Annotated in this window: 23 protein-coding genes; 9 read left to right on the plus strand and 14 right to left on the minus strand. The window is 64.9% G+C overall.

Going from position 1 to position 25,457, the window contains the following annotated elements; genetic code table 11:
- The first annotated feature begins 62 nt into the window (after positions 1-62).
- On the plus strand, positions 63-1,256 hold the full coding sequence (locus ACODTJ_RS08250) for an ABC transporter substrate-binding protein (RefSeq protein ID WP_488848110.1): 1,194 nt from the start codon (positions 63-65) through the stop codon (positions 1,254-1,256).
- A gap of 101 nt (positions 1,257-1,357) precedes the next feature.
- Here ACODTJ_RS08250 and ACODTJ_RS08255 read toward each other — a convergent pair whose 3' ends face one another.
- Positions 1,358-2,347 carry a LysR family transcriptional regulator gene (locus ACODTJ_RS08255; protein WP_488848112.1) on the minus strand — a complete coding sequence of 330 codons (990 nt, stop codon included), beginning with the start codon at positions 2,345-2,347 and terminating at the stop codon, positions 1,358-1,360.
- A gap of 260 nt (positions 2,348-2,607) precedes the next feature.
- On the opposite strand from ACODTJ_RS08255, the gene ACODTJ_RS08260 reads away from it, so the two are divergent.
- The 5 genes from ACODTJ_RS08260 (at position 2,608) to ACODTJ_RS08280 (ending at position 9,518) form a co-directional block, all read left to right on the plus strand.
- A complete protein-coding gene (locus tag ACODTJ_RS08260; protein ID WP_488848114.1) occupies positions 2,608-3,387 on the plus strand; it encodes an SDR family oxidoreductase in 780 nt (259 codons plus the stop codon).
- Positions 3,388-3,403: 16 nt separating this feature from the next.
- The gene (locus tag ACODTJ_RS08265) at positions 3,404-5,434 is read left to right on the plus strand and encodes an FAD-dependent oxidoreductase (RefSeq protein ID WP_488848116.1); all 2,031 of its coding nucleotides are present in this window, start codon (positions 3,404-3,406) and stop codon (positions 5,432-5,434) included.
- Between the two features lie 11 nt (positions 5,435-5,445).
- Positions 5,446-6,627 (plus strand): alkene reductase, encoded by a 1,182-nt coding sequence (locus ACODTJ_RS08270; RefSeq protein WP_488848118.1) that lies wholly within the window; start codon positions 5,446-5,448, stop codon positions 6,625-6,627.
- A 76-nt stretch (positions 6,628-6,703) separates the two neighbouring features.
- Positions 6,704-7,456 carry an SDR family NAD(P)-dependent oxidoreductase gene (locus tag ACODTJ_RS08275; RefSeq protein ID WP_488848120.1) on the plus strand — a complete coding sequence of 251 codons (753 nt, stop codon included), beginning with the start codon at positions 6,704-6,706 and terminating at the stop codon, positions 7,454-7,456.
- Between the two features lie 124 nt (positions 7,457-7,580).
- The gene (locus ACODTJ_RS08280; RefSeq protein ID WP_488848122.1) at positions 7,581-9,518 is read left to right on the plus strand and encodes an AMP-binding protein; all 1,938 of its coding nucleotides are present in this window, start codon (positions 7,581-7,583) and stop codon (positions 9,516-9,518) included.
- Between the two features lie 89 nt (positions 9,519-9,607).
- Here the strand turns inward: ACODTJ_RS08280 and ACODTJ_RS08285 are convergent, their stop codons facing one another.
- The 6 genes from ACODTJ_RS08285 to ACODTJ_RS08310 all read right to left on the minus strand — a co-directional run bounded on the left by ACODTJ_RS08285 (position 9,608) and on the right by ACODTJ_RS08310 (position 15,111).
- The gene (locus ACODTJ_RS08285; protein ID WP_488848125.1) at positions 9,608-10,411 is read right to left on the minus strand and encodes an enoyl-CoA hydratase/isomerase family protein; all 804 of its coding nucleotides are present in this window, start codon (positions 10,409-10,411) and stop codon (positions 9,608-9,610) included.
- Positions 10,412-10,449: 38 nt separating this feature from the next.
- Positions 10,450-11,172 (minus strand): ABC transporter ATP-binding protein, encoded by a 723-nt coding sequence (locus ACODTJ_RS08290; protein WP_488848126.1) that lies wholly within the window; start codon positions 11,170-11,172, stop codon positions 10,450-10,452.
- Positions 11,162-11,905 (minus strand): ABC transporter ATP-binding protein, encoded by a 744-nt coding sequence (locus ACODTJ_RS08295; protein WP_488848128.1) that lies wholly within the window; start codon positions 11,903-11,905, stop codon positions 11,162-11,164. Before ACODTJ_RS08295 ends, ACODTJ_RS08290 begins: the two co-directional genes overlap by 11 nt.
- A complete protein-coding gene (locus ACODTJ_RS08300) occupies positions 11,902-12,855 on the minus strand; it encodes a branched-chain amino acid ABC transporter permease (protein ID WP_488848130.1) in 954 nt (317 codons plus the stop codon). Before ACODTJ_RS08300 ends, ACODTJ_RS08295 begins: the two co-directional genes overlap by 4 nt.
- Positions 12,848-13,723, minus strand: a complete 876-nt coding sequence (locus ACODTJ_RS08305) for a branched-chain amino acid ABC transporter permease (RefSeq protein ID WP_488848131.1) — start codon at positions 13,721-13,723, stop codon at positions 12,848-12,850. The genes ACODTJ_RS08300 and ACODTJ_RS08305 overlap by 8 nt, the downstream gene beginning before the upstream one ends.
- Before the next feature lie 155 nt (positions 13,724-13,878).
- On the minus strand, positions 13,879-15,111 hold the full coding sequence (locus tag ACODTJ_RS08310) for a CaiB/BaiF CoA transferase family protein (RefSeq protein WP_488848132.1): 1,233 nt from the start codon (positions 15,109-15,111) through the stop codon (positions 13,879-13,881).
- A gap of 259 nt (positions 15,112-15,370) precedes the next feature.
- On the opposite strand from ACODTJ_RS08310, the gene ACODTJ_RS08315 reads away from it, so the two are divergent.
- The 3 genes from ACODTJ_RS08315 to ACODTJ_RS08325 all read left to right on the plus strand — a co-directional run bounded on the left by ACODTJ_RS08315 (position 15,371) and on the right by ACODTJ_RS08325 (position 17,673).
- A complete protein-coding gene (locus tag ACODTJ_RS08315) occupies positions 15,371-15,727 on the plus strand; it encodes a cupin domain-containing protein (RefSeq protein ID WP_488848134.1) in 357 nt (118 codons plus the stop codon).
- Positions 15,728-15,755: 28 nt separating this feature from the next.
- The gene (locus ACODTJ_RS08320; protein WP_488848136.1) at positions 15,756-16,388 is read left to right on the plus strand and encodes a TetR/AcrR family transcriptional regulator; all 633 of its coding nucleotides are present in this window, start codon (positions 15,756-15,758) and stop codon (positions 16,386-16,388) included.
- Between the two features lie 115 nt (positions 16,389-16,503).
- Positions 16,504-17,673, plus strand: coding sequence for an acyl-CoA dehydrogenase family protein (locus tag ACODTJ_RS08325; RefSeq protein WP_488848138.1), 1,170 nt, complete (start codon positions 16,504-16,506; stop codon positions 17,671-17,673).
- Between the two features lie 45 nt (positions 17,674-17,718).
- On the opposite strand, the gene ACODTJ_RS08330 is transcribed toward ACODTJ_RS08325, so the two are convergent.
- The 7 genes from ACODTJ_RS08330 to ACODTJ_RS08360 are packed head-to-tail and all read right to left on the minus strand — an operon-like array spanning position 17,719 to position 25,088.
- Complete coding sequence (locus tag ACODTJ_RS08330) at positions 17,719-18,969, minus strand: acetyl-CoA hydrolase/transferase family protein (protein ID WP_488848140.1); 1,251 nt, start codon at positions 18,967-18,969, stop codon at positions 17,719-17,721.
- A gap of 11 nt (positions 18,970-18,980) precedes the next feature.
- Complete coding sequence (locus ACODTJ_RS08335; protein WP_488848142.1) at positions 18,981-20,177, minus strand: acetyl-CoA C-acetyltransferase; 1,197 nt, start codon at positions 20,175-20,177, stop codon at positions 18,981-18,983.
- Positions 20,178-20,214: 37 nt separating this feature from the next.
- Positions 20,215-21,129 carry an SDR family NAD(P)-dependent oxidoreductase gene (locus tag ACODTJ_RS08340; protein WP_488848143.1) on the minus strand — a complete coding sequence of 305 codons (915 nt, stop codon included), beginning with the start codon at positions 21,127-21,129 and terminating at the stop codon, positions 20,215-20,217.
- Positions 21,130-21,150: 21 nt separating this feature from the next.
- Positions 21,151-22,311: an acyl-CoA dehydrogenase family protein gene (locus tag ACODTJ_RS08345; RefSeq protein ID WP_488848144.1), complete on the minus strand. Its 1,161-nt coding sequence runs from the start codon at positions 22,309-22,311 to the stop codon at positions 21,151-21,153.
- Between the two features lie 2 nt (positions 22,312-22,313).
- Entirely contained in the window at positions 22,314-23,369 is a 1,056-nt protein-coding gene (locus ACODTJ_RS08350; RefSeq protein WP_488848146.1) for an acyl-CoA dehydrogenase family protein, read from the minus strand.
- On the minus strand, positions 23,362-24,225 hold the full coding sequence (locus ACODTJ_RS08355) for a MaoC/PaaZ C-terminal domain-containing protein (RefSeq protein ID WP_488848148.1): 864 nt from the start codon (positions 24,223-24,225) through the stop codon (positions 23,362-23,364). The genes ACODTJ_RS08350 and ACODTJ_RS08355 overlap by 8 nt, the downstream gene beginning before the upstream one ends.
- An 8-nt stretch (positions 24,226-24,233) precedes the next feature.
- Positions 24,234-25,088 carry an HTD2 family dehydratase gene (locus tag ACODTJ_RS08360; RefSeq protein WP_488848150.1) on the minus strand — a complete coding sequence of 285 codons (855 nt, stop codon included), beginning with the start codon at positions 25,086-25,088 and terminating at the stop codon, positions 24,234-24,236.
- Positions 25,089-25,457: the final 369 nt, after the last annotated feature.

The raw sequence follows: 25,457 nt of genomic DNA on the forward strand, positions 1-25,457 counted from the left end.
GCGTCGCCCGCAGCACACGGCCAACGCGACGTGTCTACAAACAACCTTTGGGAGGAAAAGACATGAAGTTCCGGATTGGTTTGGCCGTATCTCTCGGCGCCCTCGCCGCAGCGCTGACGCCCGCCGCACAGGCCGCCGACATCATCAAGCTCGGCATGTCCGTGCCGATGTCGGGTGATGCCGCGAACTGGGGCAAGCAGACGAAGTGGCTCTGTGATCGCGCTGCCCAGGAGATCAAGGATTCGGGCGGCATCAAGGTCGGCACGACCACCTATAATTTCGAATGCCTGGCCTATGACAACAAGTACAACGCGGCTGATGGCTCCAAGGTCGCGCAGACCTTGATCAACCGTGACGGCGTCAAGTTCGTCGCCCTGGCGCTCGGCACCGCTCCGGCACGCGCGTTCCAGTCGCTGAGCGAGCGAGCCGGCGTGCTTCTCATGACGAATGCCTGGGGCCGGTCGCTCAAGGGCAAGCAATTCCCGCTGACCTTCACGGTCATGAACACGCCGTTCGAGCTGTTCGGCCCGCTCACGGCCTACATCAAGGAGAAGAATCCGAATATCAAGACGGTCGTTCTGGTCAACCCGAACGACGCCAGCGGCCAGGAACTCGAGCCGGAAAGCCAGAAGAATTGGGCCAAGAACGGCGTCAAGGTGCTGTCGAGCGACTGGTTCGAGCGCGGCACGACGGAGTTCCAGCCCATCGTCGGAAAGCTCGCGTCACTGAACCCGGACGTGATCGATCTCGGCGGCACGCCTCCCGGCGTTGCCGGCACGATCCTCAAGGAGCTTGCCATCCTCGGATGGAAAGGCATCAAGCTTAACGGCACCGGCACGAGCGCCGAGGCGATCCTGACCACAGGCGGCGAAGCGGCCAACGGCACGTATATGGGCGCGGCGGTCTCGGTCGACGGCAAGGTGGCAACCCCGGCCCAGGTCAAGCTGAACACCGACCTTCTGGCAGCAACCGGCGAACCCGTCAGCGGCACCACCCTCGGCGCCTATGACGCGCCCTTCGCCCTGAAGGCCGCGATCGAGAAGGCGCAGAGCATCGACCCGAAAAAGGTCGCCGCCGCGATGCCCGAGATCACCTTCCAGTCCTTCTACGGACAGTCGGCTTTCGGCGGCAAGGAGACCTATGAGGTGGCACAGCAGGAGTTGATCCCGGTCATCGTCACGCAGGTTCAGAACGGCAAGCTCGTCGAACTCACCCGCGTGGTGCCGGAGGAACTGGCCGGACGCCTCAAGAAGTAAGACAGAGCGACCCCGCGCAACACCGAAGTCCGGTCGTTACGCGGGGTCGATTTGGAAGGGAACGTTTCGCCCGCGCGAAGCGCAGCAGACGCCGACAGCGTTCAGTTGACCGGCGCGCGCTCTTCGATGACCGTCGCCGAGACGTCGTATTTCTCGATCAGCTCTTTCAATATGCTGGTGATCGTCGCCTCGATCTTAACGGCAGCCATGGAAACGAGCCGCGAGCGCTTGCGCGTCAGATAGGCGGTGCGTTGGAAGGGCGTGTTCGCGATACGCACCAGCGCGAGCTTTCCATCCCGGACCGCCGTCGCCACGGCGGCATGCGGCAGGAACGTATAGGCGCTCGCCCGGCTGACCATCTCGATGACCTGCGAGAGCGAATCCAGTTCCAGCACCACGTCGAGCGTGATATTGTTCTCGCTCGCGAAGCTCTCGAGGACATGCCGCGCGCTGTGGGGGCGGCTCGGCATCACCAGTTGAAGCTCGCTGAGCTGATGGGGCTCGATGACGTACTCGCCGTCCGCATTGGGCTCGACCGGCATGTTGTCGGGCGCCGAAATCAGAAAGATGTCCTCGCGCAGCACCGGCTTGGCCTGAAAGATCGCGGTCGAGACCTTCATGTAGACGAAGCCCATATCGACCCTCTCGCGCTCGATCCAGTCCAGGATGTGACCGGTGAGGCCTTCGGTGATGTGCAGTTTGATGCCCGGGTATTCGAGGCGGACCGTCTCGGCCAAGGGAATGCTGAGCAGAGCGCTGATCGAGGGCGGCAAGGCGATGGAAACCGTGCCCCTCAGCTCGTTGCGCAGCTGGTGCAGCCCGTTGGTCAGGCTGCGCGCCGCGTCGATGAGACCCTGCCCCTCCCGCGCCAGGAGACGGCCGGCTTCCGTCAGCGTTATGCCGCGCGGACCGCGGATCGCGAGCTTGGCGTCGAGCTTCTTTTCAAGCCGCACGATATGTTCGGTCAACGATGGCTGAGCGAGGCCGAGCACGTCGGCCGCCTTCGAGATCGTGCCGCATTCGGCCAACGTCATGAAATAATGGACCTGCTTGACGTCGATCGCCGGCGTCACATGCCGTTCCTTGAGCATATCGTCCTCCCTGCAGAATCTTGTTTTTTTGGCCCTGCGGCAAGCAATCGTAACCGATGATGAGCGTTCATGATACAACCGAATGAACGTTAGGGAGTTTTTCGTTTTCGGGGGTTGAGAGGGTGCCGAGACCCCGCCGCGACATCCGCTGGCGCGGTATAGGAAAGCCCTTTGGATAACCGAGGCGGTCGCTTCGGCGACTGCCGCTGACGGCTCGAAGGCAATACGTATGCTGGGGAAGCGAAGAGCCGGAGCCTCGAATGAATCTGCAGCTTGCAGGACAACGCGTGTTGGTGACCGGCGCCTCGCAGGGCATTGGCGAAGGCCTGGCCGAGGTTTTCGCCGAGGAAGGCGCGCATCTGCATCTTGTCGCACGCTCGGCCGACAAGCTGGCGCATCTCGCCGCGCGGTTGCGGGCGGCGCACGGGGTAGAGGTCGTGACCCAGCAGGCCGACATCGCCGCGGCGGGAGCAGTCGAGGCGATTGCGCAAGCGGCAGGTGACATCGACGTGCTAGTCAACAACGCTGGCGCCATCCCCGGCGGAGACCTGTTCCAGATCGATGCGACGGCGTGGCGCGACGGCTGGGACGTCAAGGTGCTCGGCTATATCGATCTCTGCCGTGCGATCTATCCCCGCATGAAGGCGCGAGGCCGGGGCGTCATCCTCAACAATATCGGTAATGGCGGCGAGAATTTCGACGCGCGCTACATCGCCGGCTCGACCGGCAACGCCGCGCTGATGGCCTTCACCCGGGCGCTCGGCGGCCGCAGCCTCGACGACGGCATCCGGGTCGTCGGCATCAATCCCGGCCCCGTGGCGACGGACCGCATCGTCAAGGTCATGAAGCGCCGCGCGCAGGAGCTGCATGGCGACGAGAGCCGCTACACCGAGCTTCTCGCCGCATATCCTCTCGGCAGGCCTGCCCATATCAGGGAGGTCGCGGACCTCTTCGCCTTCCTCGCCTCCCCGCGCTCGGCCTACACCTCCGGGGTGATCTGCACCGTCGATGGAGGCCTGACCTCCCGACGGTCGATCTGACCGGACCCTGAGCGCCATGGCACAGAACTACCCGAACCTGTTCAGCCCCCTCACCCTAGGTCATGTCACGCTGCGCAACCGCATCGCGATGATGCCCCATGCCGTGGTCTTCGGGGCGGGATACGGCTCGGCCATCGACCGGACCATCGACTACCATGTCGAGCGCGCCAAAGGCGGCGCCGGCCTCATCATCATGTCCAACTTCCTGATGCCCGAGTCATGGCCACGGATGGGGAGCTGGGGCGGGGCTCTGGAAACCTCGGCTCTGGGCGGGCTTGACATGGCCAATGACCGCGCCCTGCAGCCGCATTACCGCAGGATGATCGACGCGATCCGCGCCCTTGGCGGACATTTCGTCTCCCAGCTCAATATCAGCGGCCGTCAGCTCCGTTCGCCCGGTACCTCGCAGTTCGGGCTGCCGCTCCTGGCGCCATCAGCGATCGCCTGCCCCCGCACCGGCGAAATCCCCAAGGAGATGACCGCCGCGGACATCGAGGAATACGTGGCGACGATGGTTGCCGCGGCCCTGAACATGCAGGAAGCGGGCGCCGCCGGCGTCGAGGTCTTCGCCGCCCAGGGCTACATGCTGCACGAGTTTCTCTCGCCGGCCAGCAACAAGCGCACCGACGCCTATGGCGGATCGCTCGCCAATCGGATGCGGTTCCTGGTCGACGGCATCCGGGCTATCCGCAAAGCCGTGGGCGCGAACTTCCTGATCGGCGTGCGGATGAATTCGAGCGACAAGGTGCCCGGCGGGCTTGAGATTGAAGACTCGATCGAGATTGCGAGGGTCCTCGCCAGCGAGCCGGTCAGCTATCTCAACGTCAGCGGCATGACTTCGCTGAGCTATCCCGGCTGGATCGCCGACATCACCGCGCCTTCGGCCCAGTTCGCACCCTATGCCGGCCGGATTCGCGAGGCGGTTCCGGGCCTCCGCATCTGTGTCAGTTCGCGCATCGGCACGCCGGAGGACGCCGAAGCTGTGCTGGTATCGGGCCAGGCCGATTTCGTCGGCATGGCGCGTGCCCTGCTCTCCGACCCCGAATTTCCCAACAAGGCAGCCCGCGGCGACCGCGACGGCATCCGGATCTGCACCTATTCCAACCAGTCCTGCATCGTCGGGCTCGATCGCGGGCGCGGCGTCGGCTGTGTCCATAATCCCGCTGTCGGCCGCGAGGGACAGCTCGGCATCGGCAGCATGCGCCCGGCCGAGAAGCGCCGAAAAGTCGCCGTGGTCGGCGGCGGCCCGGCGGGCATGGCAGCCGCTCGCGTCGCCGCGGAACGCGGGCACGACGTCACCCTTTTCGAGCGCGGCTCCGCGCTCGGCGGGCAGAACCTGATGACCGCCTCGGTCAAGTCCCGGCGCGGCTATGCCGAGATTCACCGGTGGCAGGCGCTGATGCTCGATCGGGTCGGCGTCGACGTGCGCCTGAACGTCACGGCGGACGAGGTCCTTCTGCGCCGGGGCGGGTACGATGCGATCGTGGTCGCGACCGGCTCGGTTCCGAGGCGAGACGGCTACACGACATTGCGGCCCGGACATATCAGCATCGCCGGCGCGGAGCGGGATCGCGTTCTTTCCGTCGCGGATGTCTTCGGAATGGAAGGGCCCGTCTCGGGGCCCGTCCTCGTCGTTGAGGACGATCCGCATCTCGCGGGGACCGCCGCGGCCGAAAGGCTCGCCGAGAGCGGGGCCCAGGTGACCATCGTGACGCCGCACATATATGCCGGCGCGGATCTCCCAGTCCATCACGCGCCAGCATTGTATCGCCGCCTGGCAGTGCTCGGCATCGCGGTTAAGACCGCGACCTTCGTGGTCGAGATCGGCGAGGACAGCGTGACCTGCGAGGACCGCTTCACCGGTGCCGGGCACGTCCTGGATCATGCCGGGCCGGTCGTCCTCGCCATGGGCAATGTCGCCAATGACGGCCTCGCCCGCGCGCTCGACGGCATGGCGGGCGATGTGCTCGTCGTGGGCGACGCCGTCGCTCCGCGCCAGGCCGATGCGGCCATTCTCGACGGCGAGCGCGCCGGTTGGATGATCTGAGACGGGAAGCGATGAACCAGCCCCTGCTACAGCCTTTCGATCTCGGCGACTTGCGGCTTCCCAACCGCGTCTGCATGGCGCCGATGACGCGGTGTCGCGCCGACAATCCTGACACGGCGCCGACGGAACTGATCGCGGAATATTATCGCCAACGCGCCTCGGCTGGCCTGCTCATCACCGAAGGGGCTTTCGTCAGCCCGCGCGGCGTCGGCTACATCAATGTGCCCGGCATCCACTCGCGCGAGCAGACGGAGGGGTGGAAACGGGTCACCCAGGCCGTCCACGATGCCGGCGGTCGGATATTCTGCCAGCTTTGGCATGTTGGGGCGATGTCGCATCCCGATCTGCTGGGCGGCCGGCCGCCCCTGGCGCCCTCGGCCGTCAACCCGCGCGACAAGATCTTCGGGCCCAACGGCCATACCGACACGGTGACGCCGCAGGCGATGACCGAGCCCGAGATCGGCGAGACGGTCCAGGAGTTCCGCAAGGCCGCCGGCAATGCCGTGGTCGCGGGCTTCGACGGCGTCGAACTGCATGCGGCTAACGGCTACCTGTTCAACCAGTTCTTCGCCAGGAGCATGAACCGGCGCGGCGACGCCTTTGGCGGCAGCATCGAGAACCGCACGCGCTTCCTCGTCGAGGTGCTCGAGGCGGTCGGTTCGGAAATCCGCCTCGGTCGCGTCGGCATCCGCATCAACCCTTCCGTCCATGGCCTCTCCGGCATCACAGTCGACGACGAGACGTTGCCGCTCTTCGAGCATGTCTGCGCGACGCTGTCGCGCATGGGTGTCGCCTATCTGCATGTCATGGAACCGTTCAACGACATCAGCGGGCTGCCTCTGCCGCAGGGCGTGTCGATGTGCTCCCATTTCCGCCGGTTCTTCGACGGGCCCATCATCAGCGCGACCGATCACAGCCGAGCCAGCGGCAATGCGGCTCTGGCTGCGGGCGATGCCGATCTGATCGCTTACGGCCGCGCCTACATCGCCAACCCCGACCTCGTCGAACGCTTTGCCGACGAAGCCGATCTCAACGTGCCCATCCGAGAAACGTTCTACACGCCGGGCGCGCTCGGCTACACCGACTATCCCCGCCGGAGCGAGGGCACGACGCCGGAGACCGTCACGGGCGACCGGCGTGTCAGCGATCGCTATGGCGAAACCAGGCGCAAGATGAAGTCCGGAGAATCGTGAAGTCTGGACGTTCGAACTGAGATGCGTCGCGGCAGCGCCGCGGTGACATTAAAAACAGAAAATGGGAGACGACGCAGTGGGCAGGCTTGATGGCAAAGTAGCTTTCGTCACGGGAGCGGGCGGCGGCATCGGCAGCGAGATCTGCCGCCAGTTCGTCAAGGAGGGCGCGCGCGTCTTCGTCGGCGATATCAAGGCCGAGATCGCGGCGGCCGCAGCCGAAACCTGCGGCGATGCGAGCGCAGCGGTCGCCGGGCAGGTCGATGTCACGACCGCCGAAAGCGTTCTTGCCGGTCTTGCCCGCACCGTCCAGGCCTTCGGAAAGATCGACATTCTCTGCAACGCGGCCGGCGGGTCGACACCTCAGGATGCGCGCGTGACGGACGCTCCGGACGAGGAGTTCTGGCGTGCGATCAAGCTCGATCTCTACGGCACCTTCCTGGTCTGCAAGCACGGCATTCCCGAGCTCAAGAACGCCGGCGGCGGCTCGATCATCAATTTTTCCTCGATGGTCGCGCTGATGTCGATGCCGGAGCGCGATTGCTACACCGCGGCCAAGGGCGGGGTATCCTCCATGACGCGCTCCATGGCGCATGAATACGCGCCCGACCGTATTCGCGTGAACGCGATCGCTCCGGGCCTGACGCTTTCGGAACGCGTTCGCCATCTCGTCGAATCGCGCCCCGAGGCGAAAGCGACGCTCGACCAATGCCTGCTCGGCCCCTGCGAGCCGATCGATATGGCTTACATGGCGCTCTATCTCGGCTCCGACGAATCACGCCGGGTGACCGGGCAGATTTTCGCGGTCGATAGCGGCGTGACCATCTACTGACGCCGCCGGCAACTCGGCCGGGTGGCAGTGCTGGACGCTCACCCCGATACGGCATCGCGCCCCTCGGCCATCATCCTCGACCACCGGCCTCCAGAGGAGCCGGCGATCCCACGGAACTGCATCCATGTTCGATAAGAAGCCCTGGCGACCGCAGCCGCATCACTTCGAAAGTGCCAATGCCCTGAAGCTGGCATCGACCTTCGGGCTCTCGGACTTCGACAGCCTGCTGAAACTCTCCGTCGAGGACCCGGAGCGCTATTGGCGCGGCGCGATGAACTTCCTCAAGTTTCGCTGGGACGAGGAGCCGACCGGCTATGTCGACCTCACCCGCGGCAAGGAATTCCCGGCCTGGTTCCCCGGCGGCAAGCTCAACTGGGTCAACACTGTCCTCGCGCGCGCGGACGATCCGGACTTCGCCGGCCGCGTTGCGGTGGTGGCGGAGGATGAAGCGGGCAATGCCACATCGCTGACTTTCGCGGAGCTGGCGGTGGCCGTCAGGCGTTTGGCGGCTGGGCTTCGGGCACAAGGCATCACGGTAGGGGACCGTGTCGGCCTGCTGATCGACAACGGCATCGAAGCGACACTTTCGGTGATAGCGCTGTCCTATATCGGCGCGATCTTCGTGCCGCTGTTCTCCGGTTTCGGTCATGAGGCGGTTGTCTCGCGCCTCGGGTCCGCGGGTGCCAAGGCCCTTATCGCTGCCACCGGCTTCGTCCGGCGGGGCAAAATCGTCGATGTCGCCGAGGTGGTGCGGGAAGTCTGCCGGCAGCTCCCTGCCATCGAGAAAGTCATCTGGAAACGCGCGCCGGGCACGGAGCTGCCGGAGAACGGTATCGACTTCGTCGCGGTGGCCTCGGCGCCGGATGATGGAGCGCCGGCCCGCGGCATGTCTCCGATGGACCCGTTCCTGGTGATCTACACCTCCGGCACGACAGGCAAGCCCAAAGGCGCCGTCCACACCCATGGCGGCTTCCCCCTGCGCATCGCACACGACTCCGCCGTTCACTTCAATGTCAGCGAGCGTGACGTCTTCTGCTGGCCGGCCGATATGGGCTGGATTGCCGGCACGCTGATCCTCAGCGTCGCGCTACTGCGCGGCGCCACGCTGATCCTGTACACGGGTGCGCCGGATTTCCCGGACTGGTCGCGCATGTCGCAGCTGGTCGAGACCTATGGCGCAACGCATTTCGGCTCATCGCCGACACTGATCCGCGGGCTTGCGGCGAATGAGGAGCTTGCCCTCAAGCATGACCGCTCGACGTTGCGCACGCTGATTACGGCCGGCGAGGTCATCGATGCCGAGCACTTCCTGTGGTTCCAGGACAGCTTCGCCGCCAATGGCAGCCCCGTCATCAACTATACCGGCGGCACGGAGGTTTCGGGCGGTCTTCTGTCCAGCGTGCAGGTGAGGCCGATAGTGCCAGGCGGCTTCAACACCGTGACGCCCGGGATCGATGTCATCATCGCGGATCCGGACGGCAGGCCAGTCGTCGGCGAAATCGGCGAGCTGGTCATGCGCCAGCCTTTCATCGGCATGACCGCATCGTTCTGGCAGGATGACGAGCGCTACCTCGATACCTATTGGAGCCAGCTTCCTGGCCTGTGGGTGCATGGCGACCTCGCCTTCAAGGCGCAGGACGGTTCGTACCTGATCATGGGTCGCTCCGACGACACCATCAAGGTCGCGGGCAAGCGTCTCGGGCCGGCCGAGGTCGAGGAGGTCGTGCTCGAGTTCGACGAGGTCAGCGAGGCTGCCGCCGTCGGCATCGCGCATCCGGTCAAGGGGCAGATGCTCGTGCTGTTCCTGGTTCTCGCCCCCGGCCAGGCGCCCGACGGGGTCGAAAGCCGCGCCGCGGCAGCGGTGGCTGAACGGCTGGGCAAGCCCTTCAAGCCTGCGGAGGTCTATGTGGTGAGCCAGCTCCCCAAGACCCGCTCCGGAAAGATCATGCGGCGTCTCGTGCGCCACGCCTATTCCGGCACGCGCGCGGGCGACATCTCGTCGCTGGACAACCCGGAGGCGCTTGAGGAAATCGCCGCACTGGCGAAGACCTCCGCCGCCTGAAGCGCGGGCCGCTGTCATCGGGCCAAACGAAAATCGCCGGAACGGCCGCGTGGCGTTCCGGCGAAAACTTGTAACTTCGTACCTGCCCGTCAGGCCTTGGGGTGGAACTGCGGCGGACGCTTTTCCCGGTGTGACGCAAGACCTTCCTTCGCGTCGGGGCCGCCGAAGCCCAGCATCTCGAGCGCAAGCGAGGCGTCGAAGGAGGGGCCGGCCAGCCGCAACCAGTTGTTGAGAGCGTATTTCGTCCAGCTGATCGCCGTCGTCGCGCTGGCCGCGAGACGTGAAGCAACCTCGATCGACTTCGCCTCGACCTCCTCATCCTCGACCGCCAGCGAAATCAGGCCGATCTCTTCGGCCTTGGCGCCGCTCAACGGCTCGCAGGTCATCAGGTAGTACTTCGCCTTCGCCATGCCGCAGAGCAAAGGCCAGATCATCGCGCCATGGTCGCCGGCGACGACGCCGAGGCGCGTATGCCCGTCGAGGATCTTCGCTGTCTTCGAGGCAATCGACACGTCCGCCAGGATGCCCGCCACGAGCCCCGCGCCGACCACCGGCCCGCGCATCGCCGAGATGATCGGCTTGGAGCAGTTGATTACGTTGTAGACGAGGTCTCGCGCTTCCTGCCACATCTCGGCGCGCGCCTGATGGTCGTTGTTCAGGTGTTCGACGACTTCGAAATCGCCGCCGGCCGAAAATACCTTTCCAGCTCCGGTGAGGATGACGGCCCTGACGCTCGCGTCCTTGTCGATCTCCTGCCAGACATAGGCGAGCTCGCGATGCCCGCGGGCATCGAGTGCGTTCAGCCGCTCCGGACGGTTGATCGTCACGCGCAGCACGCCGTCTGCCGGCCGGTCGAACAGGAGCCGCTGGTAGTCGTCATATCTGGGTGTCATCGATGGTCCTCGGTAGGCGGGGTTGCGCGATGCTCGGCTCAAATCCCGAGATAGGCCTGCTGCACCTGTTCGCTGCTGGCCAACCCCTTGCACGGGCCATGGGTCACGACAGCGCCGTTTTCCAGGATGTAACCGTAATCGGCCACGGCAAGCGCGGTCTCCGCGTTTTGCTCCACCAGCAAAACGTCGACGCCGCTCTTGGCAATCGTCTGGATGATATCGGCGATGGTCGCCACGATGGCTGGCGCCAGGCCGATCGTCGGTTCGTCGAGCAGCAGGACCTTGGGAGCGCTCATCAGTGCGCGCGCCACGGCGACCATCTGCTGCTGCCCTCCGCTGAGCGAACCGGCTCGCTCCGACAGCCGGCCCTTCAGGGCCGGAAAATAGTTCAGTACGCGCTCCAGATCGTCCTTGACGCGGTGCTGATCGGGACGCGAATAGGCCCCGAGCTCCAAATTCTCGCGGATCGTCATGGTGCCGAAGAGGCGTCGCCCCTCCGGAACCAGCGAGAGCCCGGACCCCACGATGCGATCCGGCTGCGTTCCCGTGATGTCATTGCCATGCAGCACGACATGGCCGCTCGATGGCTTCACGAGCCCGCAGACAGCCTTCATCAGCGTCGATTTCCCGGCGCCGTTGGCGCCGATCATAGTGACGATCTGGCCCCGGCGAACCTCGAGGCTGACGCCGGTGAGCACGGGCGTCGGGCCATAGGAAGCATGGAGATCGGAGACGAGCAGTGCGACGCTGTCAGCTTGCATTGTGCGTTCCAAGGTAGGCGGAGACGACACTGGCGTCGCTTCGGATTTCGGCGGGTGTGCCTTGCGAGAGCTTGCGGCCGTGATGCAGCACGACGATGCGCTCGCAGATCTTCATGACGGCCTTCATGTTGTGTTCTACCAGCAGGATCGTCGTCTTGAAGCTGTCGCGGATCTCCGAGAACGTCGCCAGCGTATTGACGACCTCGGACTGGTTGAGGCCGGTCAGCGGCTCGTCCAGGCACAGCAGTCGCGGACGTGTCGCGAAGGCGATGCCGATGCTCACCAGACGCTGTATGCCATGCGGCAGAATGCCGGCGAGCTCGTCGAGGTAGCGCGTCAGGCCGAGGATCTCGGCCGTTTCCTCCACACGCCTCATGCGGTCCGCGTGGTTGTCGAGCGAGCCGGTGGCTCCGACGCGAATATTGTCCCGGACGGTCAGCTCGCGCATCAGGCTGCCGTGCTGGAATGTCCGGGCCATGCCGAGCCTTGCGATCTTCTCTGGGGCAATGCCGGTGACGACACGGCCGTCGAAGGTCAGGACGCCTGTGGTCGGCTTGTAGAACCCGGAGATGAGATTGAACGTGGTGCTCTTGCCGGCGCCGTTGGGCCCGATCAGGCCGAGAATCTCACCCTCGCGGATTTCCATCGTCAGTTCGGAGACCGCGACAAGGCCCCCGAACCGCTTGGTGAGGTTTTCGATCCGGTAGAGCGGCTGTCCTGATGTCGTGCTCATTTGTTGCCCGCCACTGCTGGCGCCTTGGCGACCGAGGCCCCGGCCCGGCCGAAGATGCGAGTCCACGTCTTGCCGATCACGCCGACGATGCCCTGCGGCATGAAGAGCGCGCCAAGTATGATGGCACCGCCATAGATGACGAGTTCGCCGGAGCCGTAGGTCAGCGCGATGCTGCCGACGAAGATCAGGACGATCGCACCGACGATGGGGCCGAAAATGGAGTTCTCGCCGCCGATCTTGAGATAGGCCAGCGCGTAGACCGACAGGAAGAAAGTGAAGTCGCCGGGGCTGATGACGTTGTTGCCATAGGCCTGGAGCGATCCGGCTATGCCGGCGATGAAGGAGGCCAGCGCAAAGCAGGCAACCTTGGCGAGGTGAACGTTGATGCCGACCGTCTGGACGACGGCGTCGTTGTCCTTGATCGCGGCCAGAAGGTTGCCGTAATCCGATTTCTCGACGCGATACATGATGAAGATCAGGGCCATCACGACCACGACCACGAAGGTCGGATAATATTGATCGAGATACATCGGCGGGAAGATGCCGATAATGCCCGAATTGCCGCCCAGGACCTTGCTCTGCGTCATGATGATGCGGATGACCTCGGCGAAAGCGAAGCCGATCAACTTGAAGTATGGCCCCTTGGTCCTCAGCGTGACGAAGCCGAAGGGAAGGCTCACCGCCGCCGCCACGACGCCCGCGATCAGGAGGGTCAGGAAGAAGGGCAGATCGAACATCGTCAGCGAGACCGCCGCCGAATAGGCTCCAATCCCGACGAATGCCCCGGTCGCCATGTTGAGCTCACCGAACAGCATCACCAGCCGCATGCTGGCGGCGATCAATGCTCCGACCGCCATCCATTTCATCAGGCTGAGAAGGTAGGGGTCGCGGGTGATGAGGGTGAGCAAGACACCGATGATCGCTAAGGCGATGAGAAGATTCTTATGCATTGCCGAGCAGCCCTCGCGGACGAACCAGCAGGATGAGCATCACCAGGATGAAGACCGCGATGCTTGCGCTGGAGGGGTCGAAGAAAAAGCCGCCGATGCTTTCCACGAGGGCGATGAAGAGGCTGCCCAGTATGGCTCCGGGTATGCTGCCCAGACCGCCCAGGACGACCGCGATGAAGCCCTTGATGAGATAGTCGTTGCCCATCGTGGGTGTGACGACGGAGACCGGCGATATCAGCACGCCGGCGACCGACGCCATCACCGAGGCGATTACGAAGCCGATCATCGCGAGGCGCTGGTAGGGGATGCCCTGAAGCTGGGCTGCCTCATGGTCGATGGCGACGGCCCGGAGCGCCTTGCCCAGGCGGGTGAGCGTCAGCGCCGCATACAGCAGGGCCGTGAGCACCACGGTGATCAGGCAAAGCAGAAGGCGCTGGGAGGAGATTGGCGTCCCTGCGATGGTGACGACGCCCTCGATCAGCGGCGGCACCGACCGCACCGCGCCACCAAATGTCTCCAGGAAGATGCCCTCGATGAACAGCAGGAAGCCAAGCGACAGGACGAAGGAGCCGACGAAGTCACGCTGCCTGTACCGGAAGCCGAACTGGTACATCAGATAGCCCAGCAGTGCGGAGAGCAGGATCGCGACCAGGGCGCAGAGCAGAAAGGCCCAGACGGTGGGCCACCCCTGTGCGATCAGATAGGGCGTTCCGACCGCGACGATGAGCGGCGAGAGCGTGAAGAACTGTCCATGCGCGAAATTGACGATCCGCATCGCGCCGAAGATCAGCGTCAGTCCCAGCGAGAACAGGATGTAGACCGCCCCGATCTGCAACGCGACCGCAACGAGCTGGATGGCAGTTTGCATTCAGAAATCCTCGATGTGGCGACAGGACAGGTCCGGCCTTGGAAGCTGGGGCGTCGATCCTGGGAAGAGGCCCAGGCCTGCCGCACAGCCATCCTGCGAGCAGGCAGCCGCGCCACGGAGACGGTCCGGTTTGATGCCCTTCCGGTTCGGCGACATCAAGTTACCGCATCGTGAGCCGGAAGGCGGTCTGCCCCGGCTATTGTCACGACCCCTGCCCCGGTCAGCCGCTCGATCTCGTCCCGGCTGTATCCGATCGATTCCAGCAAGGCTTCGGTGTCGGCACCAAGGACCGGCGATGGCATGGGCTTCGCGGCCGGATCGCTGGCGAGCGTGAAGAGAGAGCCGGCGATCGGCACGTCCCCACCGAGACCGGGATATGAAATCCAGTCGAGCAACCCGCCATCGGCGACCTGCGGGTGGCGCAGCGCCTCGCCCGGGCTCAAGACCTTGCAGCCGGGGACACGCGCTTGCTTGAGCAGCTCCAGGCAGCGCTCGGTGCTGTGCTGGCGCGACCACTCGGCCGTTCGCGCGCTGAGAAACTCGCCGTTGTCACCGCGTCGCATGTCGTCGATGAAGCGAGGATCGCCGCGCAACTCGTCCGCACCGACGAGCCTGATCCAGCGCTCGAACATCTCGTTGCCGATCACCTGCACGAGGATCCATCCATCGGCCGTCGGGAAGATGTCCGATGGCGCGGCGATGGGGGTGCGATTGCCGGTCGGCTTGCGGCTGCGTGCGCCCGACGCTTCCTCGATGAGCATGGTGTTGGTCATCGTCAGGGCGGTGTTGAGCAGTGAGGTCTCGACATGCTCGCCCTTCCCGGTCCGGTCGCGGCGCATCAAGGCCGCAAGTGTTCCGAGAGCGGATGCGATCGCCGTGCTGTAGTCGACATAGGAAACAGCGGAGCGATAGGGCTGGCCTTCGACGCCGGTCAGATACATCGCACCGCTCAAGGCCTGGCCGGTCCCGTCGAAGCCGATCGTGTTGGCATCGGCGCCTCGCGTCCCGAAGGCGGATACGGTGCACAAAATGATGTCCGGCTTGATCCGCGATACCGTCTCGTAGTCCAGGCCCAGCCTGGCTCGCGCGGCCGGTGGCAGGTTCGCCACGACCACATCCGCCGATGCGATCAAGCGCTCGACGATTTCGCGCGCGTCCGGCGCGCTCAGATCCAGCGCGATGCTCTTCTTGTTACGGTTGACCTGGATATGGAGGGCTCCCTCGCCCTCCGGCGTCACGGGCATGACGTAACGGTCGTCATTCGAGCCGGGGCGTTCGATACGGATGACTTCGGCACCGAGATCGGCAAGCAGCGCGGCGCAGTAGGGACCGGCAATGTATCGCCCGAAATCGAGCACCCGCACATGCGAGAGCACGTCCATCGTCATCCCATCTCCTCCCACGGTCGCCTGCGGCCGATAAGGGCCGGGCCGGCTTTTCTCCCTCCGAGAGGGATGCCTGACAGTTCGATTGCCTCGTTCTTCAGTCGGAGAGGTCTCGAATGCAACCGGATCGCCCGATCGGCTGCCTGCGCCATAGGACTTTGCTATAGTGAAAAGCGCTGCATTGCGGGAACGGATCGATTGCAGCACTCCATCGAGCGAACTCCTTCTTGACGCTCGACTGGATTGACCTCGGAGGCCTCAAATGGTGCAAGCAACACATTTCGCCTGGACGGAGAGGCCGGTCGAGCAGTTCAGCCCCGACATCGCGCGCAGCTTCATCACCAGCGAAAAGGCCATGATCGGCCGAGTCACCTTCGCGAAGGGCGCGGTCGTCGGATCGCATCATCACGTCCATGAGCAGTTCACCCATGTCGTGGAAGGTTGCCTTCGCTTTTTCCTCGGCGAGAACAGGGAGCAGGTTGTGACGGTTCGCGCGGGCGAGGTCATTCTGATCCCGTCGAACCTGCCGCATGCCGTCGAGGCTCTGGAAGACACGGTCGAGTATGATCTCTTCACGCCGCCGCGTGAGGATTGGATCGAGGCCGGCGCGAAAGCCTGAACGGCATTATCGAATGATCAGAGCGCGCATGAAGACGGATACCGGCAACGCAGGGCTCGATATAGCGACGAGCAGGCTCGACGGCGCGACGCGGGACGAAATTCTCCGCAGCGCGGCGACGTTGATCGCGTCCGAGGGGTATCCGGCCTGCACGATGCGGTCGATCTCCGAAAAGATCCAGATGAAGGCGGGCAGCCTCTATCACCACTTCGGCTCCAAGGACGAAATCCTGCTGGAGATCATGAATGTGGGCGTGCGGATGATCCTGGAGCAGGTCGCGCGGCAGGTTTCGTCCATGCCGCCGAGCGCCAGTTTCGAGGACAGGTTGCGCGTCGCCATCCGCGCGCATACGGCCTGCATGGTCGATCAGTCGATGCCGTTCATTCGCGTCTATGAACACCTGCCGCCGATCATCAAGCGGAAGGCGCGCGTCACCCGGAAAGAATATGCGGATTTCTGGGTCGAGTTCCTGAAGTCGGGCAAGCAGACCGGCGAAGTCGACCCAAATCTCAATCTCACGCTGTTCGTGCCGTTTCTCCTCAGCGGCCTCAATCGCGTTTCGGACTGGTATCGGGATCATATGAGCGTGAACGAGATCGCCGACCTCATCGCAGACACCTGCCTCGGCGGCATCAGGGCGCGCTTAGTCCCTCGCACATGAGCCGGGCTGAGCCGAGGCCCAAAGTCGGATCGCGCGAACTGGCGGGGAAGCGCGCTGCAGCTTGCGTCGGGCGCTTCACCAAGCGATCGCTGTTTAGAGAGATGGGAGGATCGCTGTGGCGTTCCAATATGTAGGCGGAAACGATCACACCGACATCCGCGAGGCAGTGCGCGATCTCTGCGCGCAGTTTCCCGCCGAGTATCACCGCAAGGTCGACGACGAGCGCGGTTATCCGGAGGCGTTCGTCGATGCCCTGACCAAGGCCGGCTGGATGGCCGCCTTGATTCCGGAAGAATACGGCGGTTCCGGGCTGGGACTGACGGAAGCTTCGATCGTCATGGAGGAGATCAACCGCTCCGGCGGCAATTCCGGCGCGTGCCACGGCCAGATGTACAACATGAACACGCTGATCCGGCACGGCTCCGAGCGGCAGCGCCAGCGTTACCTGCCGCGGATCGCCACAGGCGAACTACGCCTGCAATCGATGGGCGTGACGGAGCCTACGACCGGCACCGACACCACCAAGATCAAGACCACCGCCGTCAAGAAGAGCGACCGCTACGTCATCAACGGGCAGAAGGTCTGGATCAGCCGCATCCAACATTCCGACCTGATGATCCTGCTGGCGCGCACCACGCCGCTCGACCAGGTCCGCAAGCCCTCGGAAGGCATGTCGATCTTCATCGTCGATCTCAAGGAGGCGACCGGAAACGGGCTCACCGTCCAGCCGATCCGCAACATGGTCAACCACGAGACCAACGAACTATTCTTCGACAATCTCGAAATTCCCGAAGAGAACCTGATCGGCGAGGAAGGCCAGGGCTTCAAATATATCCTGACGGGACTGAATGCCGAACGCACATTGATCGCGGCCGAGTGCATCGGCGATGGCTACTGGTTCATCGACAAGGTGACGCAATATACCAGCGAGCGTGTCGTCTTCGGCCGCCCGATCGGCCAGAACCAGGGCGTGCAATTCCCGATCGCAAGCGATTTCATCGAGATCGAGGCGGCCAATCTGATGCGCTTCGAGGCCTGCCGGCTCTATGATGCGCGGCAGCCCTGCGGGACCCAGGCGAACATGGCGAAATACCTCGCCGCCAAGGCGTCATGGGAAGCGGCCAATTCCTGCATCCAGTTTCATGGCGGCTTCGGCTTCGCCTGCGAGTACGATGTCGAGCGCAAGTTCCGCGAGACCCGGCTGTATCAGGTTGCGCCGATCTCCACGAACCTGATTCTCTCCTATGTAGCCGAACATGTCCTCGGCCTGCCGAAATCCTTTTGACACTTTGACGGGCCGGGCTCGCTTCGCAAGCAGAGGGTCCGGCATCTAGCCCAGACGACCGAAGCTTGCCCGCGCCTCGCGCTCCAGTTCCTCGCGATGCGCGGGGTGCGCGACCGCGATCAGGCTGCGGGCGCGCTGCGACAATGTCCGCCCACGCAAGTCGGCCACGCCGTATTCCGTCACGACGATGACGGGCTCGCTGCGTGCGACCGTCACCGGCCCGTCGATCCGAGCGACGATGCGGCTATGGCTGCCGGCGGTCGATGGCAAGGCGACGATTGGAGTGCCGCCCTCGTTCGCGCCGGCGGCACGCAGGAAGTCGACGATGCCGCCCACCGCTCCGACATAAGTGCCGCGGGCCGTCTCACTGTTGACCTGACCGCCGAGATCGACCTCGATCGCTGAGTTCAGCGCAACGAGGCGATGGAGTCGCCCCAGGGTCACAGCCGCATGCGTATACTCGGCGCCTCGCATTTCGAGTGCCTTGTTGAGATGAGCGTAGGCCCTCAGCGCCGCGCCGCCGATCAGGGAGCCCGCGACAGTGACGCCCCTGTCGATCTCCTTGCGGGCATTGGTGACGACGCCGGCTTCGCATAGAGCGGCGATGCCCTCGCCAATCGCGCCTGAATGGACGCCGAGATCGCGCCGGTCGCGGAGCTGCGCAAGCGCGGCATCGGGGATCGTGCCGATGCCGACCTGCAGCGTCGCGCCGTCCTCGATCAGCGCCGCCGCGTGGCGCCCGATCGCGAGCTCGGTCTCGCCGATCCGCGCGGGAGCGCCTTCGGGGAACGGCAGATCGGATGCCACCAGCGCCGTAAAGTCCTTAGCCGTGAGGTAGGGTCCGCCGAAGGTCCACGGCACATCCGGATGGATCTCGCCGATCACGACACGCGCGCGCCTCAGCGCCTCCAGCAGGTATTCGCGCGCCATGCCGAGCGAATGCCGGCCCTGATCATCGGGGGGCGAGACTTGCAGGAAAAGCACGTCCACCTTCAGCGGCGGCTGCGAAAGCAGGGTCGGCAGCGAGGAGTAGTGGACCGGCAGGATGTCGATGAGACCCTCTGACGCCAGCCGCCGGTTCGACCCGCTGCCGCAATAGGAGAGGAAATCGAAGGCATCGGCGTGCTCGGGGCCAAGGTCGCCCGCCTGTCCGATGCCGAGGAACAACCGCGTCCGGCCGATCGCGTGCCGCTGTTCGATCAGCGCCTGCACCAGGCGGCGCGGCTCGGCATGCGACTGCCCCCACATCAGCGTATCGCCGGCCCTAACATGCCGGGAAAGATCGAGCCGTGTCATGCTTGGGCCCGTCACGCACGCTCGAAGACGGCCGCCATGCCCTGCCCCCCGCCGATGCACATGCTTTCCAGTCCGTAGCGCCCGCCGCGCCGTTTCAGCTCGTGCAGCAGCGTCGTCATGATGCGCACGCCAGTCGCGCCGATCGGGTGCCCGAGCGAAATTCCCGAGCCATTGACGTTCAGTATCTCGTGGCGCTCCCAATTCATCGCGCGCATGCAGGCAAGCACCTGGACGGCGAAGGCCTCGTTGATCTCGACGAGATCCATCTGGTCGAGCGACAGACCGGTTTTGCGCAGCACCTTTGCGATGGCGGGAACGGGTCCGATGCCCATGCGCGACGGGTCGCAGCCAATAGCTGACCAGCCGACCAGGAAGGCAGCCGGATCGAGGCCGAGGGCTTCGAGCCTGTTCTCCGCAACAACCAAACAGGCGGCGGCTGCGTCGTTCTGCTGGGCGGCGTTGCCGGCGGTGACAGTGCCGTCCTTGGCGATGACGCGCAGCCCCGCAAGCTTTTCCACAGTCGTGCCGGGACGTATACCTTCGTCGCGCTCGAAAATGGTCTCGCCGCCGCGCGGCTGTACCACCGACACCGGCACGACCTCGTCGGCGAAGCGCCCCTCATCCCAGGCCGCAGCGGCTCGCCGATGGCTCTCGGCGGCATAGGCATCCGCCTCTTCGCGCGTGATCCGATAGTCGCGGGCGAGGTTCTCCGCCGTCTCGATCATCCCCGAGATATGGCCGAAGCGATGGACCGGCTGGGATCGTTCCCGACCGCGGTCGAGCCGATCGAAAAGCTGGGTGCTGCCCGAGCGCTTTCCCCAGCGCAGATCGGTCGTGTAGTGCTCGATGTTCGACATGCTCTCGACGCCGCCGGCCATCACCACGTCGCACGCGCCTGTCTGCACCATCATCGCAGCGGTGACGATCGCCTGCAGCCCCCCGCCGCAGCGACGATCGGTTTGCAAGCCCGGCGTCTCGATTGGCAACCCCGCATAGAGCGCGATCCAGCGGCCGACGCAGGGCGTTTCGGAATTGGCGTAGGATTGCGCGAAGACCATGTCCTCGACCAGCGCGGGGTCGAGCCCCGTCCGTTCCAGCACCGCCTTGGCCACAATGCCGCCGAGTTTCTCGACCGACACGGGCCGTAGCGCGCCTCCGAAAGTTCCGACGGGCGTGCGCAAGGGGCTGACGATCGCGGCGCGGCGCATTGGCTTTCTCCTGCGTGCTGAGCGGGGCTCGGCGAGGTCAGAACGGGTCCCAGGCGAAGACGTCCTGGCTGCGGTCCAAGGGATAGAATGACGGACGAAGCGCCGGAATGGCGCGGTCCCGCACGGATTCGGGCGTCCATTCCTCGGCCGAATGGATGGCGCGCAGCGGGCGGCTCTGCCCCATCAGCATGATCTCGTTTTTGCGCACAGCGAAGATCTGGCCGTTGACCTCGGCCCCGGCATCGGAGGCCAGATAGACAGCGAGCGGCGCGTTCTTCTCCGGCGTGATCTGCTTGAGGTTTTCGACGCGCGCGAGCTGGTCCGGCGTGGCGGTCGGGATGTTCCCGGTCATGCGGCCCCAGGCGAAAGGCGCGATGCAGTTCGAGCGCACGCCAAAGCGCTGCATGTCGAGCGCGATCGTCTTGGACAGGCCGATGATGCCCATCTTCGCCGCCGAATAGTTAGCCTGGCCCAGGTTCCCGATCAGGCCCGAGGTCGACGTCATGTGCACGAAGGCGCCGCCATTCTGTCCGCGAAACACCTCAGCGGCGGCCCGGCTGACAAAGAACGAGCCGTTGAGATGAACATTGACAACATCGAGCCAGTCCTGCGGCTCCATCTTGTGGAAGAAGGCGTCCCTGAGGATGCCGGCATTGTTCACGACGATGTCGAGCCGGCCGAACGCATCGACCGCGGTCGCCACCATGCGCTGCGCGGCCTGCCATTCCGACACCGTCTCGCGGCTGATCACCGCCTTGCCGCCGAAGGCCTCGATCTCCGCCTTGACCTCGTCGGCCGGGCCGGCGCTGCCGCCCGCGCCCGACAGTGAAACGCCGATATCGTTGATGACGACGGCAGCGCCAGCGCGCGCCATGGCCGTCACGATGGCCCGGCCGATGCCGCTGCCGGCACCTGTCACCAGCGCCACTTTTCCGTTCAACAGCCCCGTCATAGCCGTGGTCCTCGCATGTGGTCAGGTCAGGCCGAGCAACGTCTTGGCCAGGATGTTCTTCTGCACCTGCGACGTGCCGCCATAGATCGTCGCGGCGCGTGCGTTCAGGAATTGACCGGTCATCGCGAGGTCGCGGTTTCCGTCGAGCGGATGCAGCAGCGCTGCATCAGAGCCCATGATCTCGAGGCCGTATTCGGTGATCCGCTGATAGAGGTTCGACTGGTTCAGCTTGAGCAGGGAAACCTCGGGACCGAGCGTCCGGCCCTGGCGCAACTGGTCCGCGACCTGTCCGAACAGGCTCTGATGGTCCTCAAGGTCCATCTGGAACCCGGCATAGCGCCCCACAAAGGCGGCATCCTTGATGAGACCATAGAATTCGCCGAGGCGGCGCAGCTTGGCGAGCGCGTTCGAGGCCTGCCGTGGCGACCCCAGGAAGATCCGCTCGAAGCCGAGCAGGGCCTTGGCCATCGACCAGCCCTGGTTGATCTTGCCCACGATATTGCCCTTGGGAACGCGGACTTCGTCGAAGAAGACCTCGCAGAACTCGTCATCCATCTCGATATTGACGATCGGCTTCACCGTGATGCCGGGCGTATCCATTGGGATGAGCAGGAAACTGATGCCGTCCTGCTTCTTGCCGCTCTTGTCGGTGCGGACGAGGCAGAAGATCCAGTCGGCATCGCCTGCGAGCGTGGTCCAGATCTTCTGCCCGTTGACGACCCATTCGTCGCCGTCGATCACCGCCTCGGTCCGCAGCGAGGCGAGATCGGAGCCCGCGCCCGGCTCGGAATAGCCCTGGCACCAGATGTCCTCGCCGGAGAGGATGCGCGGCAGGAACTGCAGCTTCTGCTCGTCCGACCCGAAATTGATCAGGAGCGGACCGAGCAGGATGATGCCGTGATCGGGCGTCCGGGCCGCGCCGAAGGTTTCGAACTCGTCGAGATAGATCAGATGCTTGGCCGCCGTCAGCCCCATGCCGCCATGCTCGCGCGGCCAGGCAGGCGCCAGCCAGCCAGCCCGCGACAGCAGCAGATACCAGGGCTTCGCCTGCTCCCAATGCAGGCGCTTGGCGGGATGACGGAGATCAGGAGGATGATGCTCCGCCAGAAAGCGCCTCACCAACTGGCGAAAGGCTTCGTCGTCGAGCGCGTTGTAGTCGGTGTCGTAGTCCTCGAAGGCCACGCTCAACTCTCCCTATGAAGGGGCCGCAGCGACGCGTAATGCGCCGCGTGCTCGGCCGCGCTGCCGAACTGGTTGGCCACGACCATCGCCTTGCGCAGGTACAGACCGATGTCGTGCTCGTCAGTGAAGCCGATGCCGCCATGAAGCTGGACGCAGCTGGTGGTGATGGTCATGGCGGCGTTCGACGCGCGGACATGGGCGCGCGAGATCGCGGCATGGGCGCGCGTGCTGGCGGGGCTCGCGTCCCAGCTTACCGCCGCATCCTCGATCGAGGCGCGGGTCAATGCGGCCTCAAGCTTCAGATCGACGGCCATATGCTGTAGGGCCTGGAAGCTACCGATCGGGCTGCCGAACTGGACCCTGGTCTTGAGATATTCCACCGTCATGGCGAGGGCGGCATCGCAGAGGCCGAGCAGATAGGCACACGTGGCGAGCGACGCCTCGGCGAAGGCCGATCGCGGATCGCCTTCGACAGGCGTGGCCGGTGCACCATCGAAGACGACCTTGGCGACGTTGCCGCCGTCCTGGGTCTGCATCGTCGTGATCTGCACACCCGGCGCATCGGCGCTGACCAGCGCGGCACCATTCGTCCCCATCACCAGGAAGGCATCAGCCGCGGCGGCGTTCGGGACATGCAGCTTGATCGCGTCGAGCCGACCATCTTCGATCTTCAAAGCGCGTTCCGGCACCAGAGCGTCGCGGCTGTCCTGCCAGGCCGGGATTACGAGCATCGCCCCGGCAAGATGGCGCGCCTGGACCTCGCCCGACAGCGAGACCGCGGCGAGAGTGGCCGGGACCAGCGGTTCGGGCACGAGCCCCGCGCCGAGTTCTTCCATCAGCGCGCAATAGAGCAGGATGCTCTGCCGGCTGCCGTCACCGGCTTCCGGAACCCGCATGGCCGGCCACCCCATGGCGCAGATGTCGCGCCAGGTGTCACGGCAGAAGCCAGCCTCGCCGAAACGCAGCTTCCGCACACGGCCGAGATCACCGCGCCGCACGATGCCCCCAGCGCTCTCGCGCACGAGGTTCATGTATTCGCGGATATCGGGATCAATCATCGTCTACCTCGAGCAGTTCCGCCGATCCGCCATCGACCACGACCGTCTCGCGTGCCGGGACCAGCGCCCGGAAGCGCCCGTCGCGCCAGATTTCCGTCCGGATCGTCTCGCCCGGAAAGACAGGCGAGACGAAGCGCAGGCGCAGGGACCGCAGAGCCTGCGAGCGATAGCGTGCACGAGCGGCAAGGACGGCGTGCGTCACGACCCCCATCGTGCACAGCCCGTGCAGGATGGGTGCGGCAAAGCCGGCGCGAGCGGCGACGGCCGGGTCACTGTGCAAGGGGTTGAGATCGCCGTTGAGGCGGTAGAGCAGCGCCTGGAAAGGGTCGGTCGCGAGATCGACGACCTGATCAGGTGCCGTATCGGGCGCCGTCTCGCGGGGGCGCGCCGGCGGCGGCTGGCCGCCGAAGCCGCCGCCATTGCGAACGAAGGTGACGCGCTCCAGCCTCGCGAAGGCTCGGCTGGTTTCATCGTAGAGATCAGTAACCGTCCCGATGAGGGCAGCGCCGCCCGGCCCCTTGTCGAACACCTCGGTCACCCGGCTGCGGCTCTCCACCACGCCCGCGCCGGGCAACTCGCCCAGGATAGTGAAACTCTGCGAAGCATGCAGGATCGCTTCCGGATCGACGCCTGAGCGGGGGTCCGCCATCCAGAAGCCTGGATGCGCCATGATCAGCACCATCGAGGGCATTACGACGGGGCCGCGCAGCGGATCGACATAGGGGAGTTGATCCAGGTTCAGCGGATCGCGCCCGACGCCGACCGACAGCGCATAAAGCGCGATTGCCTCGGGCGTCACGACCTGCCGCCCGACCGGGATCTCAAAGTTCATCAATTTTGCGAGGTCGATCGGCATGGGGTCCGTCAGCCGATCCCGATGGTAACGTTCGCGCTCATCGCCGTGTAGCCGCCGGGTCCCTCGGCCCAGAGCTCATGGGTGCCGGGCGTTGTGCTCGCTTTGCCGCAAAGCCGGACGGGTCGATCGGCGAAGAGCGGAGACTGGCCGCGGAACTGGAATGCCTCGACCCGCGCATCGCTCCGGCGGCAAAAGGCGGCCAGCAGAAGCGTGGCGGTCATCGGCCCCTGCACGACGAGGCCGGGATAGAACTCGGTCTCCGTCGCATAGGGCAGATCATAGTGGATCCGGTGCGCGTTGTAGGTCAGCGCCGAATAGCGGAATAGCATCACGGCATCGGGGGTGAGCGCATCGCTCCATTCGGCCTGCTTCGCCTCGGCCGACGGCGGCGGCAGCGATGCGGAGGTCGGCGGTTCGCGATAGACGATATCCTGCTCCTCATCGATGGCGACGCCTGCCTCATTCGAGAGCACGTGCCTCACGGTGACGAACACCAGCCTGCCCTGCTTGCCGTTCTTCGGTTCGACGGACAGAATCTCGCTGCGCCTCGACACCGATTGGCCAATGCGAAGCGGCGCCACGAAGCGCACCCGGCTCCCGGCCCACATGCGCCGTGGCAAAGCGATTGGTGGAAGGAAGTCGCCCCGAACTGGATGGCCGTCCATGTCGATCAGGGATTGACGGGCATGCGGTGCGAAATAAGCCCAGTGCCAGAGCGGCGGAAGCTCGGCGCCGTCGGCCGGCGGCACATCGAGGTCCAGCAGCGCCGCCATGCGGAGCGCCTGCTCCAGCGTCAGGACGTCCGCAAGCCGGACGCTCCGTCCCACCCATGATCGTAGCTGCTCTTCGGTTAATTCCGCCACGCCACGCTCCTTCCCACGGCCCTCGACAGCATCACGGCCGCGGTGGTGCGAAAGCACCGTGCGCCTGTTCGAGATATGCGAGGTCTGTCACGCTGTCGGGTTCGGGACTAGGAAAACCACGACAACGAAATACGCGGTCTGGTAGAGGTTTTTCCTATGCCTCCCGACAGAACCGTAAGAACGGCATGTCGCTTTCGGATTTCCTCAGCGGATTCACCTGACGTCCGTCGCTTCGCTCCATTTATCTTGACCGACAGCCCTGCCACTTGGCTCTCTGCAGGTCTGCTTGCGGGACGAGAGCCAAGGTCTGCGCCTGTGAAGGGTTTCGGATGCCGGCCCGTGCGAGCTGGGATGGTCCGGGTTGAGGGC

The organism is Allobosea sp. FG18 (assembly GCF_057809495.1).